This is a genomic window from Arcicella sp. GW458-12-2-14-TSB2 (assembly GCF_059423785.1).
Window position 1 is genome coordinate 1 of sequence record NZ_JBWKYN010000171.1, and the last position, 13,235, is coordinate 13,235.

16 protein-coding genes are annotated in these 13,235 nt (G+C 34.3%); 11 read left to right on the plus strand and 5 right to left on the minus strand.

From position 1 onward, the window contains the following. Window positions 1-87: 87 nt before the first annotated feature. Together AC07XN_RS19585 and mce are read left to right on the plus strand one after the other, a co-directional pair. Window positions 88-282 (plus strand): cold-shock protein, encoded by a 195-nt coding sequence (locus AC07XN_RS19585; RefSeq protein ID WP_184132988.1) that lies wholly within the window; start codon window positions 88-90, stop codon window positions 280-282. Window positions 283-382: 100 nt separating this feature from the next. After that, complete coding sequence (mce, locus tag AC07XN_RS19590) at window positions 383-787, plus strand: methylmalonyl-CoA epimerase (protein WP_309919213.1); 405 nt, start codon at window positions 383-385, stop codon at window positions 785-787. Window positions 788-879: 92 nt separating this feature from the next. On the opposite strand, the gene AC07XN_RS19595 is transcribed toward mce, so the two are convergent. The 3 genes from AC07XN_RS19595 to AC07XN_RS19605 form a co-directional block, all read right to left on the minus strand. After that, window positions 880-1,845 (minus strand): toast rack family protein, encoded by a 966-nt coding sequence (locus AC07XN_RS19595; RefSeq protein WP_494744264.1) that lies wholly within the window; start codon window positions 1,843-1,845, stop codon window positions 880-882. Between the two features lie 77 nt (window positions 1,846-1,922). After that, window positions 1,923-2,366, minus strand: a complete 444-nt coding sequence (locus AC07XN_RS19600) for a PspC domain-containing protein (RefSeq protein ID WP_309919218.1) — start codon at window positions 2,364-2,366, stop codon at window positions 1,923-1,925. 238 nt (window positions 2,367-2,604) lie between these two features. Beyond that, window positions 2,605-3,282, minus strand: coding sequence for a hypothetical protein (locus AC07XN_RS19605; RefSeq protein ID WP_494744265.1), 678 nt, complete (start codon window positions 3,280-3,282; stop codon window positions 2,605-2,607). A gap of 163 nt (window positions 3,283-3,445) precedes the next feature. On the opposite strand from AC07XN_RS19605, the gene AC07XN_RS19610 reads away from it, so the two are divergent. Further along, window positions 3,446-4,540, plus strand: coding sequence for a glycoside hydrolase family 130 protein (locus AC07XN_RS19610; RefSeq protein WP_494744266.1), 1,095 nt, complete (start codon window positions 3,446-3,448; stop codon window positions 4,538-4,540). Window positions 4,541-4,773: 233 nt separating this feature from the next. Here the strand turns inward: AC07XN_RS19610 and AC07XN_RS19615 are convergent, their stop codons facing one another. Next, entirely contained in the window at window positions 4,774-4,953 is a 180-nt protein-coding gene (locus tag AC07XN_RS19615; RefSeq protein ID WP_494744267.1) for a hypothetical protein, read from the minus strand. 169 nt (window positions 4,954-5,122) lie between these two features. Between AC07XN_RS19615 and AC07XN_RS19620 the strand changes: the two genes are divergently transcribed. From AC07XN_RS19620 to AC07XN_RS19630, 3 genes are all read left to right on the plus strand, one after another. Continuing rightward, window positions 5,123-5,725 carry a nucleotidyltransferase family protein gene (locus AC07XN_RS19620; protein ID WP_494744268.1) on the plus strand — a complete coding sequence of 201 codons (603 nt, stop codon included), beginning with the start codon at window positions 5,123-5,125 and terminating at the stop codon, window positions 5,723-5,725. Between the two features lie 358 nt (window positions 5,726-6,083). Next, a complete protein-coding gene (locus tag AC07XN_RS19625) occupies window positions 6,084-6,887 on the plus strand; it encodes a helix-turn-helix transcriptional regulator (protein WP_309919233.1) in 804 nt (267 codons plus the stop codon). 215 nt (window positions 6,888-7,102) lie between these two features. Next, window positions 7,103-8,200 (plus strand): AIR synthase-related protein, encoded by a 1,098-nt coding sequence (locus AC07XN_RS19630; protein ID WP_494744269.1) that lies wholly within the window; start codon window positions 7,103-7,105, stop codon window positions 8,198-8,200. Between the two features lie 102 nt (window positions 8,201-8,302). Here AC07XN_RS19630 and AC07XN_RS19635 read toward each other — a convergent pair whose 3' ends face one another. Next, window positions 8,303-8,491: a hypothetical protein gene (locus tag AC07XN_RS19635; RefSeq protein ID WP_309919239.1), complete on the minus strand. Its 189-nt coding sequence runs from the start codon at window positions 8,489-8,491 to the stop codon at window positions 8,303-8,305. Between the two features lie 183 nt (window positions 8,492-8,674). Here AC07XN_RS19635 and AC07XN_RS19640 point away from each other — a divergent pair, with 183 nt between their 5' ends. The 5 genes from AC07XN_RS19640 (at window position 8,675) to AC07XN_RS19660 (ending at window position 13,134) form a co-directional block, all read left to right on the plus strand. After that, a complete protein-coding gene (locus tag AC07XN_RS19640) occupies window positions 8,675-9,622 on the plus strand; it encodes a hypothetical protein (RefSeq protein ID WP_494744270.1) in 948 nt (315 codons plus the stop codon). 21 nt (window positions 9,623-9,643) lie between these two features. Then, window positions 9,644-10,186: an RNA methyltransferase gene (locus tag AC07XN_RS19645; RefSeq protein ID WP_309919245.1), complete on the plus strand. Its 543-nt coding sequence runs from the start codon at window positions 9,644-9,646 to the stop codon at window positions 10,184-10,186. A 107-nt stretch (window positions 10,187-10,293) separates the two neighbouring features. Continuing rightward, window positions 10,294-10,680 (plus strand): hypothetical protein, encoded by a 387-nt coding sequence (locus tag AC07XN_RS19650; protein ID WP_309919248.1) that lies wholly within the window; start codon window positions 10,294-10,296, stop codon window positions 10,678-10,680. A gap of 150 nt (window positions 10,681-10,830) precedes the next feature. Further along, entirely contained in the window at window positions 10,831-11,754 is a 924-nt protein-coding gene (locus tag AC07XN_RS19655) for an ABC transporter ATP-binding protein (RefSeq protein WP_494744271.1), read from the plus strand. A 54-nt stretch (window positions 11,755-11,808) separates the two neighbouring features. Then, a complete protein-coding gene (locus tag AC07XN_RS19660) occupies window positions 11,809-13,134 on the plus strand; it encodes an ABC transporter permease (protein WP_494744272.1) in 1,326 nt (441 codons plus the stop codon). Window positions 13,135-13,235 lie beyond the last annotated feature (101 nt).

The following is a 13,235-nucleotide window of genomic DNA, read 5'->3' on the forward strand; positions in this document are numbered from 1 at the left end:
TATTAGTTTTGCATATATTGATTACCAGTATAATCAGAACAAACCGTAGTATTTTTTATTTTTTCAATTTTTTTTATATCAATTTTTATGCAAACTGGTAAAGTTAAATTTTTCAACGAATCTAAAGGCTTTGGATTTATCGTTGATGATGAGTCTAATGAAGAAATCTTTGTTCACGTAACAGGATTATCTGGCACAACGATTCGTGAAAATGACTCTGTTTCTTTCGACGTACAAGAAGGAAAGCGTGGCTTAAATGCTGTGAATGTGAAGAGAATCTAATTTTTTTTAGATAGATAGTCATTTAAAACCCTGGCCTTTTTAGGTTGGGGTTTTTGTTTTTTATAAATTGTCGCTTTCTCATTATAAATATTTAAAGCAGATGATGGCACAAGTAGAACATATCGGAATAGCAGTAAAAGACTTGGGTATTTCTAACGAATTATTCTCTAAACTTTTGGGTGTACAACCATTTAAGCAGGAGGAGGTGGCATCTGAAGGGGTGATTACTTCATTTTTTCAGGTAGGACAAACCAAAATCGAATTACTGGAAGGAACTCATGAAAATAGCCCGATTACAAAGTTTATCGACAAAAAAGGAGAAGGTATCCATCATATCGCTTTTGAAGTAGCCAATATTTATGAGGAGATGGAAAGACTAAAAGGAGAGGGCTTTACCTTGTTGAATGAAGTGCCTAAAGATGGTGCAGATAATAAATTAGTATGTTTTCTACATCCAAAAGGTACGAATGCTGTATTGGTAGAACTTTGTCAGAGTAAAGTATAACAAAAAAGATTTGTTGTCAAATCTCAAGACAGGTAAAAAGGGATAACAAAAAAAGATTCGACAACTTTTATAAAGTTGTCGAATCTAATATACTAATATCTCTTAACTTTCAATTCTTGTAAACCTCCATCAAAATTAATGTTGATTTTTTTGCTAGCTTTTTCAAAATTTGGTGTTTCCCAATGTCCATTTTTTTGAATAAATCCATCAAAATCTTTAGAGTTTAGTCCACCATCAATGTCTATTCTACAACCAACAGCTTCAGGAATATTAAATTCGATAGAAGTCAAGCCTGATTCTACTTGTACATCTAAATTATCTACTTTGTCTCCTAGTTTAACATCCGTTTCAGTTACACCAGTTTTAATAGAAAGTTTTTTGACTTTATATTCACTCAAATCGAAATCTGCTTTGCCTGCGCCAAATTCAAAATTCATATCCCAAAGCACACTTGGGTTTAGCTTTAAATTGATTTTGTTGTGGTTGTCATCGCTAAGGTTGAAATGATTTTTCTTTCCTTTTAAAGCAAAAGCAATGTTTGGACTGCTAGAATCGCCTGTTTTTTTAAGCGAGATATTACCGAAATTTAAGTCAGCATCGGCTTCTACTAAATCATTTGAAGAACCATTAATGACAAACTCTGCTGCACCGCCTGTAAATTCAAATGTTGCTGATTTAACTTGTGGACTCATTGATTCTACAAGTTTTTGCTTTGTTCCTTTAAAATGATATTCCTCATTGTCACTATCATTATCATCGTCGTCATCATCATTCAAGTCGATATGAACATCATGGTCGTTGAAAGCATGTTCTACCTTTTCTTTACAGCTCCTTACTATTACGATAGGAATAGCTATGCAAAGTAAAATAATGGTAATGACAGTAGCCGAACGACTACTCTTGCCAATAAAAGCAACCAAGCCTAAATAGATTAATAAAAGTGGCCATAGTCTTGAGATTTCGTGCCAATTGATATTAAACCAACCAAACTCTTTTCCTAGGAATAGGAAACCAAGTAAGATTAAAAATCCTCCGGTAAAAATACTTTTTGAATTCATCGTTAAAAGCGTTTAAGTTTTGAAGCCGTTATCAATAACCGTTTTCAGTTTATTCACAACGGCCTCAAAATGTCGATTTAGAAGTTAGTTTTGTCGTTATCGTTATTGAAGTTAATCTTATCTTTTTCTTTAAAGATAATATAACCACCCACACCGATTAAAATAAGAGGCCAGAATTTGCCAAAGTCAAAATCAGGAATCCATTCGTCTAATAAGAATATCGTACCTAATACTATTAAAATAATGCCCCAAACTTTGCTTGAATCCTTTTTCATGTTAGTAAATGTTGTTGAGTTAAAATTTGAATCTTCTGGAGTACTTGTTGTTTCCCACTGATGTTTCACTGGCAATGCTATCCACAAGATAATATACATCCAGAAAAAAATACCATGAGTAAATATTAAACCCAAAAATAAAAGTAATCTGACTATTGATACATCAAAGCCGAAGCGTTCTGCTAGTCCAGCTGCTACACCCCCTAATTGTCCTTTTGAAGGTATGCGATAAAGAGAATCGTTCATGGTTGTCGTTGTTTAGTTTTTTTGTTTAGAGTTTTATAAAAATAGATTTAACAATAATTTTAAATAGTTCTTTTCGTTTGATGGATGAAATTTATACCGACCTTAAAGATTATCAATCTGAAAATGAATAGACGGTACATTTGACTTTATGAATGGATTTTTTTGATGGCGAGTTTTAAAATAAAAAAATCCTTTGAGCGTTTTGGCCCAAAGGATTTTTAATGATGCTGTAAGTAAGTTATGGCTTTTTGAGTTTAAGTTTGGCTTCTTCTACCTTTTTTTGCTGATTTATAAGCCCCTCATTCATCAATAGCTGATCTTTTTTGTTTTGTTCTATTTCCATTTGTAGTCTTTCTAGCTCAAGTCTATTTTCCTCTATCTTCAACAAAAGCCTATCTTTTTCTTTTTTATTGTTTTCAATGGCTCTTGTCAGTTTGTCAGAAGTCGTTACAGATTTAAGTTGTCTAGTTTTAATATCTTCCACATTCTTTTCTTCTATTCTCACCTCTTCATGGCGTTTGAGTACCTCTACAAAATCATTCAAAATCTTTTCGGCTGCTAAATACTTAGGATGCGAGCCATTTACATATACCTCGTCACCAAAACCTATTGAAAGGAAAATTTTACTTCTCCCTCGTTCAGCCGTTATTTTACTGACCACCATCACAGGGTCTGGTGAAATACTTGATATTCTAGCCCCTGTAATTCTAAAAACATTATTTCTGCCTACTTCTACACTGCCGTATTTGGCAAGCTCATTTTGCCAACTTTGTTTGATATACTTATCTTCAATAGAAACAGTTGTATATACTCCTTCTTTGGTGGCTCTTTCTATTTCTTGGGTTCCCGAGAATACTTGTGCACGAATACTTTGAATACTGATTAATAAAATAAAAACTAAACACAGCTTTTTCATAAATAAAAAGAATGGTTATTATGAATGATTTGGTTAAATGTTTTTGCAAGTTAAGATGCGGAGGTTGTTTCAACAAAATAAGTCGATGTTAAATTAACCTATAATACCGATTAACTTGTAGATAATTTTAGATAGATTTATAAAAACAATCATCAAATATCCAATGAAATTAAAATTACTCATCTTTTTCAGTGCCATTGCCCATTTGGCGGTGGCTCAAAATACAGATTGGTCTTTAAAAGGCTTTTCTAAACCCAAAGAAAATCCAATTTTAATGGCCGACTCTAGCTATGTGTTTGCTTGTCCGATGACTAATATGTCGGTAAAATGGCAAAAAGCAGATGTTTTTAATCCCGCCGCTATTGTTAGAAACGGAAAAGTATATGTTTTATTTCGGGCAGAAGATATACCCGGTACAAAAATTGGCTTTCGTACGTCTAGGATAGGCCTAGCAGTAAGCAATGATGGCATTCATTTTACAAGAAGAAAAACACCAGTATTATTTCCTGCGAAAGACGAATTTTCTAAATATGATAATCCTGGTGGGTGCGAAGACCCACGCATTGTACAACGGGCAGACGGTACGTATGTCGTAGCGTATACTGCTTGGAATAGAGATGTTGCCAGACTTTGTATTGCAAGTTCTAAAGACTTAATTCATTGGAAAAAACATGGCCCTGCTTTTGGAAAAGCCTACGATGGTAAATTCGTGAATATATGGTCGAAGTCAGGTTCAATTGTTACTAAAATGAATAATGGTAAGATTACGGCTACCAAAATTAAGGGGAAATATTGGATGTATTGGGGAGAAAAAGGAGTCAACATAGCTACTTCCGACGATTTAATTAATTGGATACCGCTAGTAGAACCAAACGGCGAATTGAAATTTGTCATAAATACCAGAGCAGGCAAGTTTGATAGCGATTTAACAGAACCCGGTCCGCCAGCGATATTGACCGACAAAGGAATTTTACTATTATACAATGGAAAGAATGCCAACGGAGAAACAAGAGATATGAAACTTCCTGCTGAAACCTATTCGGGCGGACAAGTACTTTTTGATGTCAACGACCCTACAAAAGTGATAGAAAGACTTGATGGGTGTTTTATCAAACCAGATTTGCCTCATGAAATGCGTGGGCAATACAAAGCTGGTACTACTTTTATTGAAGGCTTGGTCTTTTTTAAGCAAAAATGGTTTCTATATTATGGCACTGCCGATAGTATGGTGGGTGTAGCGGTGAAAAATGGTTTGTAAAATAGCTTTTATACACCATTTATCACTAGTGAGGGACTTAAGTCCCTCGCTAGTGATAATGCTTGAAAACTCATGATATGACTTCCAATTTATTTGGAGTTACCATAAAACTTCCAAAGCCATGCTATGAGTTACGAGTGACTGAGGAACAGTCAAGTCAATCCTTCGCAAAGCGAACAATAAGATTGGTTACTTCAAAAATACAACGAGCAGGCTTTACCCTGTCGGTAAAACTAGCATCTGATTCGGCTAACCCCAAAAAGCACTTCATAACCATCAGCCGCTTTTACGATATGGTATTTGCTTAGGTTTTCGCCTCTAAGCTGTTTGCCTAAAGTAACATCAGCCTTGCCTAATATTTCTGTTACAGGTACTCCCGAATATTTATAAACTTTTCCGTTGTGGCGGTACAAGACATTTTACGATTTTAATGGATGAAGCTTTTAGGAGTTTTAAGCTATTGAATGACACAAATAGGCTGATTGAACATCTGACCAACACTTTGTAATTAACAAAACAGTATTGGAATTCCGGTCGAGACTGTTAAATTAGTTTGTGAATAGGTTTCTTCGTATCAAAACTATGAAAATTTCATCTTTAATCTTGGCTGCGGGTAGCTCAAGTCGTTTGGGTAGTCCTAAGCAATTGGTAGAATATCAAGGAGAAATACTTGTAAGTAAAATTACTCGTGTGGCATTAGCAGTAACAGAAGAGGTATTAGTAGTGTTAGGAGCCAACGAAAAACTAATTCAACCTGAATTAAACAGCTTACTTCAAGAAAATACCCCACGTTTACAAATAAAAACAAATCTTGAATGGCAAAAAGGTATAGGAAACTCTATAAGTTTTGGCGTACAAGCACTTGCAGAAAAATCAGATGCCATTTTGATACTATTGTGCGACCAACCTTTTGTAAAGCAAGGGATTGTGCAAAAAATGTTGCAACTTTTTGCAAATCAGCACCATTCAATTGTTGCCTGTAAGTATGCGAATCAACTGGGCGTGCCAATCTTATTTGACAAAAAATATTTTCCAAGATTAATACAATTAGATGGTGACAGCGGAGCAAAAGCAATTTTGAAGGATTATAAGGATGAAATTATAAGTATAGATTTTCCAGAAGGGATATATGATATTGACACACAGGAAGATATAAATAAGCTTAAAATGCATAGTAATGCTTGAAAACAAAAAAGCCGAAGTATTAGCTTCGACTTTTTGAAAAATAATCTTGTGGATGATAATGAGTTTTCTGGCGGGGCGACTGTAAATCCAGATTATTTTTATTAATGGATCACGTTAAAATGGTGGTTAAGCACAAAGAAACGACTTTGGCAGAGATAAGAATAATTCAATAAAAATACGAATAACGTTTTTTTATTTGTTATCTTTCTTTAATAGTAATTTCTAATGCAAATATATGCAATGTTTAGTTCCCTAAGAATAGCCAAAGTGTCTATTTTACACAATTTATAAAAGTATTTTAGTATAAAATACTCATACAAGTTTTTTGTTCTAAAATTTTCTAAAATTCTACAAGATAATGGAGTCTCTTTCAAAAAATTCTATCGAACTATTGTTTCGTAAATGTTTGGATGCAGTGAGTCAGGTAGCGGGAAATGCTACTGAGAAGTCCGTTGAAAAATATTTACAAGACTTGGGTTTTTTTAGCATAGCTTCTACTTTACCTAATGCAGTCTACCAAATTATGGACATGCGCACACTCAGCTATAAATTTGTGGCTAATACCGAATTGGCCTTGGGGATTCATCCCGACGAATTTATTGAAAAAGGTGTACAGAAAGTATTGACGATGATGGTGCCTAATATGCAAAATGTATCGGCCGTTCCTGAATTATTACAATTTATGTACAATTCTATCAAAGAAGCTCCCCGCGAAATCCGTGAAAGTTTTGTGGCATACGGATATGGGTTGCAGTATTATAGGCCGAGCAAAAAACCTTTTCATTCACTGGTTCAATTAATTGGATTAGAATTTGATGAAGAAGGTTTACCTACTGTCTGTTTTCTGATAGACCAAGATATTGAGCATTTAGTAAAGAAATTAGATAATTATTTAGGACGAGTAAGTTTTAGAAAAGGTGATTTTGTTACGACCTTTTCTTCCTCAGAAATGCAATTAAAAAAACAGGATATTTTTTCGGATAGGGAAATAGATGTATTAAAAATGCTATTAAGGGGTTATGAATCGAAGCAAATTGGTGAAAAATTGTTTATTAGCTCTAATACAGTAGATAACCATCGGAAAAATATGATTCGTAAACTGGGTGCCCGCGATACCACCGCTCTCGTACAATTAACTAAACTTCTTGGAATTTTAAAATAAGTAAACGCTAACAGCATTACCCTATGATTTTTAATTTACTCACTGTTTGAAATATATTTACCTTCATATAAACCAATATGGATTATTTACTAAAAATAAATAATTGATAATGAAACTGTTTAAACTTTCCGTTTCTGAGGTGAAAGTATTCTAAAAGACTTAGTTTAACCCGAAAGGAAAAGTTTAAACAGCTTCAATGATAAGATACAGCCAAAGTGAAACAGCAAGAAACTATCCAACAGTTGATACTACCAACGAGCGATATTATTAAACAACTAGCTATCCTCCCCGAAGAGTTTGATAAGGTTATGATAATCTTAAAACGTATGTTTGAGGTAGTTCAAAAAGAGTATATTCCTAAGGGGGATTTTGATAAAGAGGTGTTGAACTATACTCAGCTTGGGGTTGCAACGCTTGCTAACGAACAAGAATTTAGGAAATTTAGTATCGATGCAGTAGAGGATGTGAAAGACGAAGAGATAGTTTTGGTAGCGAAACATCTTTTAACACAACCTAATAGATGTTCTAAAACATGGATTTCTGCACCAGACGATATTGGTATTCTGTTTGATGATGCAAAAAGGAAGCTCCCTACCAACACTGTTATTATAAAAGTACCTGACTCAGATAAATATATTATAGCGACGGCTGTCGGTAATGTTCATGACCTAACCGCAGAACACGGTTATACCGTTAGTGTGGCAGAAGCATCACGAAATATTGTTTGTGCGGGTGGGAAACCTATCGCTATTACCAACTATTTGCCATCTCAACCCATCATGATAGGTGTTTTAGAAAAAGCAACTAATATGATGACGATTGATTTCAAGCATGAAGGCGATTTGATATATTTAATAGGTGCTTCTAAAAACGACATTATTGCCTCAGAATACTTACATGCTTATAAAAACATACAAGTATCAGTTCCTTCAGTTTTAAATGTGCCAGAAGAACAAAATATTCAGGACATAGTAGCACAATTAATTGAAAATAAAGCTATTCAGTCGGCTCTTAGTGTATCGGGTGGAGGTTTGTTCATTGCCTTGGCTGAGGCCGCAATGGCTAATAATTTAGGATTTAGCATCAGAACAAACTCGGCTTACCGTAAAGATGCTTTTTTGTTTGGTGAAGCACAGAGTCGCGTTTTGGTATCAATTACACTAGACCAATATGCTCTTTTTGATGCCATCATAGCAGCAACGGATGTGAAGGCAAGTTTCTTAGGAAAAGTAAAGAAGGGCAATTTTGTGATTGATGCTGAAACAATTATGGCTACATCTGAAGCAATAGATTTGATTGCAAAACTTAGTTGATTGACAGCACTAAGCAAGTGTTGATATAAAAAGAGGTTGCCTCAAAAACATTTATTATATTGTGTTTTGAAGCAACCTCTTTTAGGAAGAACTTGAATGTTACTAAGGATCAATCAATTTATGTTTTTTGTTATATTCTACAATAAATACGATTACCTCGCCAATAATACCTACTGTCGCAGTGAAGGTATCTCCCAACCAAATTAATAAAAAAGCAAAAACGATAAACAAGCCAATCAACTGTGCGGTCGAAAGTTCGTTATCTTCTGAGTGTTGTGTTGAATTTGACATCGTTAAAAAATTTTGTGAATATATAATTTATACTAAGATATGAAAAAATGTAAAAATTTCAAGTGGATTTTAGTGTTTAATTGTGTTTTTTTTCAATTGATAGTACAAACTTATGTGCAAGCTCAGGAAAAATTAATATCTCTGGGTAATTCTTCTGTTAAATTAAAAAACAACAATTTTTACTTGTTAAAGATTATCGACGAGCGTAGTGATAAGCTCAGGGTAGGACTGGTATATAACGAGGAAAAGGATGATGTGTATTTGAATGTAGTAAATGGTGTAACCAAAGCAAGTAATGAATTTTTAACAAAATTCACGAGAAAAAATGCTAGTGCTTATCCTATTATTATTAAAATAAAAGAACTAAAAGTAGTTGAAAAAATTGTAAATGCTAAAATTATCAATGGGCATAGCGAGATAAAAGTAGCATTTGGCTTTATGCGAGATACTACTTTAATAGACTTAACGTCGTTTCAAACTAAAATTACGTTTACACGCAGTTTTAATGCCGACAACCATTTTGAATACCTCATTGGGCGATTGCTAGATAAGTCAATGATATATTTTGACCAATGGATGACAATCAATTATGATAAAAACCCAGCCTTGGCTAAATCTCTCAAAATTAATCTTCAAGCAGATTACGGTGTAGATAATCCTGTAAGTGGCGATACAGTTTTTTGGTCGCCCAAGCATAAATTATCTTGGCAAGATTTTGAGGGCAAAAAACCACAGAATTCAAAGTATGCAGCACAGGTCTTTACGAATTTTGAGTACGGAGCCTTTACAGATATTAAAGACGGCGTATTGATCATAGATTTACAATTAAAGGCTTATTTGTTGAAAAGTTCTTCATGGACGATGGGCATGCTTACAGAATATAGTCTTGCTCATGAACAACTGCATTTTGATATTACCAAAGCAATTATAGAGCGTTTTAAAAAGAAAGCCACTAAAATATTGTCGCTCGATAATTATGATAGTGAATTACAGCTATTATTTATTGAAATGTATCGAGAATTTAATCGTTTACAAAGGGAATATGATGCGGATAGTAACCATAGTATTAATTTTGTAGGACAACAAAAATGGCAATCGTTGATTTCAGAGGAATTGAGAGAAATACGATAACCACAAAAATTTTAATTAACAATGCGAAAATTATCAATGGAAGACCTAAACCGCTTGACTGTGGAGGAATTTCAACAAGTAGAAAAGTTTCCTTATGTGCTGATTTTGGATGATATCAGAAGTATGAACAACGTAGGGTCGGTATTTAGAACAGCAGATGCTTTTAAAGTAGAAAAGGTATTTTTGGGTGGTATTACAGCTACACCGCCACACCGAGAAATCCAAAAAACGGCTTTAGGAGCTGATGAAACCGTAACTTGGGAACATGTTGAAAACGTTTTGGCATTGATAAAGACACTTCAAGCAGAGGGATATATCGTAGCGGCAGTAGAACAAGTTGAAAATAGTGTATCTTTATTAAGCTTTGAACCCGAATTAGATAAAAAATATGCTTTTGTGTTCGGGAACGAAGTTTTTGGTGTAAATCAATCAGTAGTAGAGCAGGCTGATTTTTGTTTGGAAGTACCCCAGTTTGGCACAAAACATTCTTTGAACATTTCAGTCACTACAGGTATTATATGTTGGGATTATGTTAGCAAGTATTTAATTAGAAAAAATAATTAATATCAGTTTTTCAAAAACTTAACACGAAAAATTTTTTTGCTTTCAACCTTATTAATACCTTCGTCTCAATTAAATAACAATAATTTAATATTAAATTAATATTAATCATGAAATCAGATAAAAAGACTCTTGCCAACGAACTTTCAGCCCTTATATTAGGTAAACTTCATGGGTTAAATGAAAAAAGTGCTAAAAAATTAGTGAAAACTGTTGACAAATCAACAGAAGAGTTGGTGAAGAAATACAGTAAACTTCAGAAAGAAGAAGTTGATGAGCTAGAGAAGGAAGCTAAAAAAGAAGCTAAAAAAGCAAAAGAAAAAGCTGAAAAGGTAGAGAAAGAAAAGGCGAAAGCAGCAGCCAAAGCAGAATTAGCAGCAAAAATCGCTATCGTTACGGAAGATGGAGTAGTTGTAGAAAAGAAAAGTAAGCCTAGTAAGAAAAAAGTAGCTGAAACTTCGGAAGAAGTAGCGCCTGCTGAAACTACAGAAGCTTAATAATTACCGACTATCAAACAAATAAAAGAGTTTATCAAAAAATGACACCATTTTTGATAAACTCTTTTTGTTTTGTACTGTCGTTGTAATTCTTAACAGCTTTCTGCGACTTATTCCAAAACTTAAATAACTTTTAAACCCACACCATTGATGTCGAATATTTTAGAAGCCCACCATGTGGTAAAACGCTATGCAGGACACACTGCCCTGGATGATGTTAGTATAGAAGTACCAGCAGGCTCAATTTTTGGGTTGTTAGGCCCAAACGGAGCAGGTAAAACATCGTTGATACGAATTATTAATCAAATTACTGCTCCAGACGAAGGACACATCATGCTTCTCGGTGAAAAATTACAGCCCAAACACATTGAAGTAATCGGCTATTTGCCAGAAGAACGAGGGTTGTATAAAAAAATGAAAGTAGGAGAGCAGTTGCTTTATCTTGCCCAATTGAAAGGCATGAGCAAAGCGGATGCTACCGAAAAGTTGAAACACTGGTTTATAAAATTTGATATAAAAGACTGGTGGAACAAAAATGTTGAAGACCTTTCAAAAGGGATGCAACAAAAAACACAGTTTATCGCTACGATTGTCCATGAACCTAAATTAATTATTCTGGATGAACCTTTCTCTGGTTTTGACCCCATCAATGCTAATCTTTTAAAAGATGAAATATTAGAACTGAAACAAAAAGGGACAACCATCATTTTCTCTACCCACAGAATGGAGTCTGTTGAAGAATTGTGCGACCATATTGCACTCATTAACAAATCGAAAGTGGTGCTTCATGGAGCAAAGAAAGAAGTAAAAAATCGTTTCAGAGAAAACTCTTATACGATAGACTTCGTTGGCTCGTTAACCGAAAATCCTTTAGCTTTTGAATTATTAAATACTAAACCTTTGGACGATGGAATTACGCGAGCGAACATCAAGCTGGTAGAAGGCGTATCTGTAAACCAATTGATTGCCGTGTTGATTGAGCAAGTAGACCTTAAGGCTTTCAATGAAAATATTCCTTCATTCAATGATATTTTTATAAAAGTGGTGGGTGGTGAAGCAAACGACATTCTTTAAGAAACATTGCCAAATCCATTCAATCAGCATTCCTTTTAAAAAATCCCCACAACTATGAATAAGATTTTACTGATTATCCAGCGCGAATATATTACTAGAGTAAGAAAAAAATCTTTTTGGATTGCTTCTCTCTTGGTTCCCGTTCTGATAGCGGCAATATATGCCATTCCCCTTTATTTATTTTTGAATTCAAATGATACCAAAACGATTGAGGTAGTCGATGAAAGTAAGTTATTCAAAGGAAAACTTCAATCAGAAGACGATATTACTTTCAAATTTATAGATGGTTCATTTGAGCAGGCCAAGAAAAACCTCACAAAAAGTGGTGCCGATATTTTAGTGAACATCCAAAAGGATATTCTTGATAATCCGAATGGTGTAAAAATGGTAGGTAAAAAAAGCATTGGTTTAACTACACAATATAAGATTCAAGGAAAAATTCAGACAGAATTACGCAATATTAAACTGCTAAAAGCCAATATTGACTTAAAGGTATTGGAAGACAATAAGGTAAACGTAAATGCCAAAACCTATACATTGGATGATGAAGGTGGCGAACAAAGTAGTAGTTCGGCAGGAGCGATGATTTTGGCAGGTATTTTTGGTTTGATTCTCTATATCTCTGCGTTTCTATATGGTTCGCAAGTAATGAATGGTGTAATCGAAGAAAAAAGTAATAGAATTATTGAAGTGATGATTTCGTCGGTTCGCCCTTTTCAATTAATGATGGGTAAAATTGTAGGCGTTGGGTTAGTTGGACTTACACAATTTCTGTTGTGGGGTGTGCTTACTTTTGGAGCGTCAAGTGCCACTACGGCCATCATGTCCAATAAAATTCAGGAGAAAGTTCAGACCCTTCAACAATCTGGAGCAGGAAAGGATGAAATCAAAAAATATAAAGAAAATGTAAAAGATACGAATCCGTTATCTAGCATTTCACAAACCATTGACAACATATCGTTGGCAAAAATTATTATCTGCTTCTTCTTGTTTTATATGGGTGGATATTTGTTGTATAGTTCGCTTTTTGCTGCGATAGGCTCGGCTGTTGAGAACTCTACAGAAGCACAACAATTTATGTTTCCCGTTACGATACCTATTATTCTATCATTTATACTTGGTCAAGTAATCATTCAGAAACCAGATAGTTCAATCGCTTTTTGGGCATCTATGTTCCCGCTTACTTCACCAATAGATATGATGGTTAGGTTACCTTTTGGCGTATCAAATTGGGAAATTGCCCTATCTTTCGTATTACTTGTCCTTGGTTTTCTGGGTACAACATGGTTTGCTGGTAAAGTATATCGCGTAGGTATCTTGATGTACGGCAAGAAACCATCTTGGAAAGAGATTAGCAAATGGGTGTTTTATAAGGGGTAATATCGTTATTATCAATGATTTATCACTAGCGAGGGACTTAAGTCAAGTCCCTCGCTAGTGATAAATCATTGAATTTTATATTCAGTAAGGCAACCTATTTT

Excerpts from the sequence above, each read along its gene's own strand:
- AC07XN_RS19585 (WP_184132988.1), top strand. The coding sequence starts at position 88 with ATGCAAACTGGTAAAGTTAAATTTTTCAACGAATCTAAAGGCTTTGGA.
- mce (WP_309919213.1), top strand. The coding sequence starts at position 383 with ATGATGGCACAAGTAGAACATATCGGAATAGCAGTAAAAGACTTGGGT.
- AC07XN_RS19595 (WP_494744264.1), bottom strand. The coding sequence starts at position 1,845 with ATGAATTCAAAAAGTATTTTTACCGGAGGATTTTTAATCTTACTTGGT.
- AC07XN_RS19600 (WP_309919218.1), bottom strand. The coding sequence starts at position 2,366 with ATGAACGATTCTCTTTATCGCATACCTTCAAAAGGACAATTAGGGGGT.
- AC07XN_RS19605 (WP_494744265.1), bottom strand. The coding sequence starts at position 3,282 with ATGAAAAAGCTGTGTTTAGTTTTTATTTTATTAATCAGTATTCAAAGT.
- AC07XN_RS19610 (WP_494744266.1), top strand. The coding sequence starts at position 3,446 with ATGAAATTAAAATTACTCATCTTTTTCAGTGCCATTGCCCATTTGGCG.
- AC07XN_RS19620 (WP_494744268.1), top strand. The coding sequence starts at position 5,123 with ATGAAAATTTCATCTTTAATCTTGGCTGCGGGTAGCTCAAGTCGTTTG.
- AC07XN_RS19625 (WP_309919233.1), top strand. The coding sequence starts at position 6,084 with ATGGAGTCTCTTTCAAAAAATTCTATCGAACTATTGTTTCGTAAATGT.
- AC07XN_RS19635 (WP_309919239.1), bottom strand. The coding sequence starts at position 8,491 with ATGTCAAATTCAACACAACACTCAGAAGATAACGAACTTTCGACCGCA.
- AC07XN_RS19645 (WP_309919245.1), top strand. The coding sequence starts at position 9,644 with ATGCGAAAATTATCAATGGAAGACCTAAACCGCTTGACTGTGGAGGAA.
- AC07XN_RS19650 (WP_309919248.1), top strand. The coding sequence starts at position 10,294 with ATGAAATCAGATAAAAAGACTCTTGCCAACGAACTTTCAGCCCTTATA.
- AC07XN_RS19655 (WP_494744271.1), top strand. The coding sequence starts at position 10,831 with ATGTCGAATATTTTAGAAGCCCACCATGTGGTAAAACGCTATGCAGGA.
- AC07XN_RS19660 (WP_494744272.1), top strand. The coding sequence starts at position 11,809 with ATGAATAAGATTTTACTGATTATCCAGCGCGAATATATTACTAGAGTA.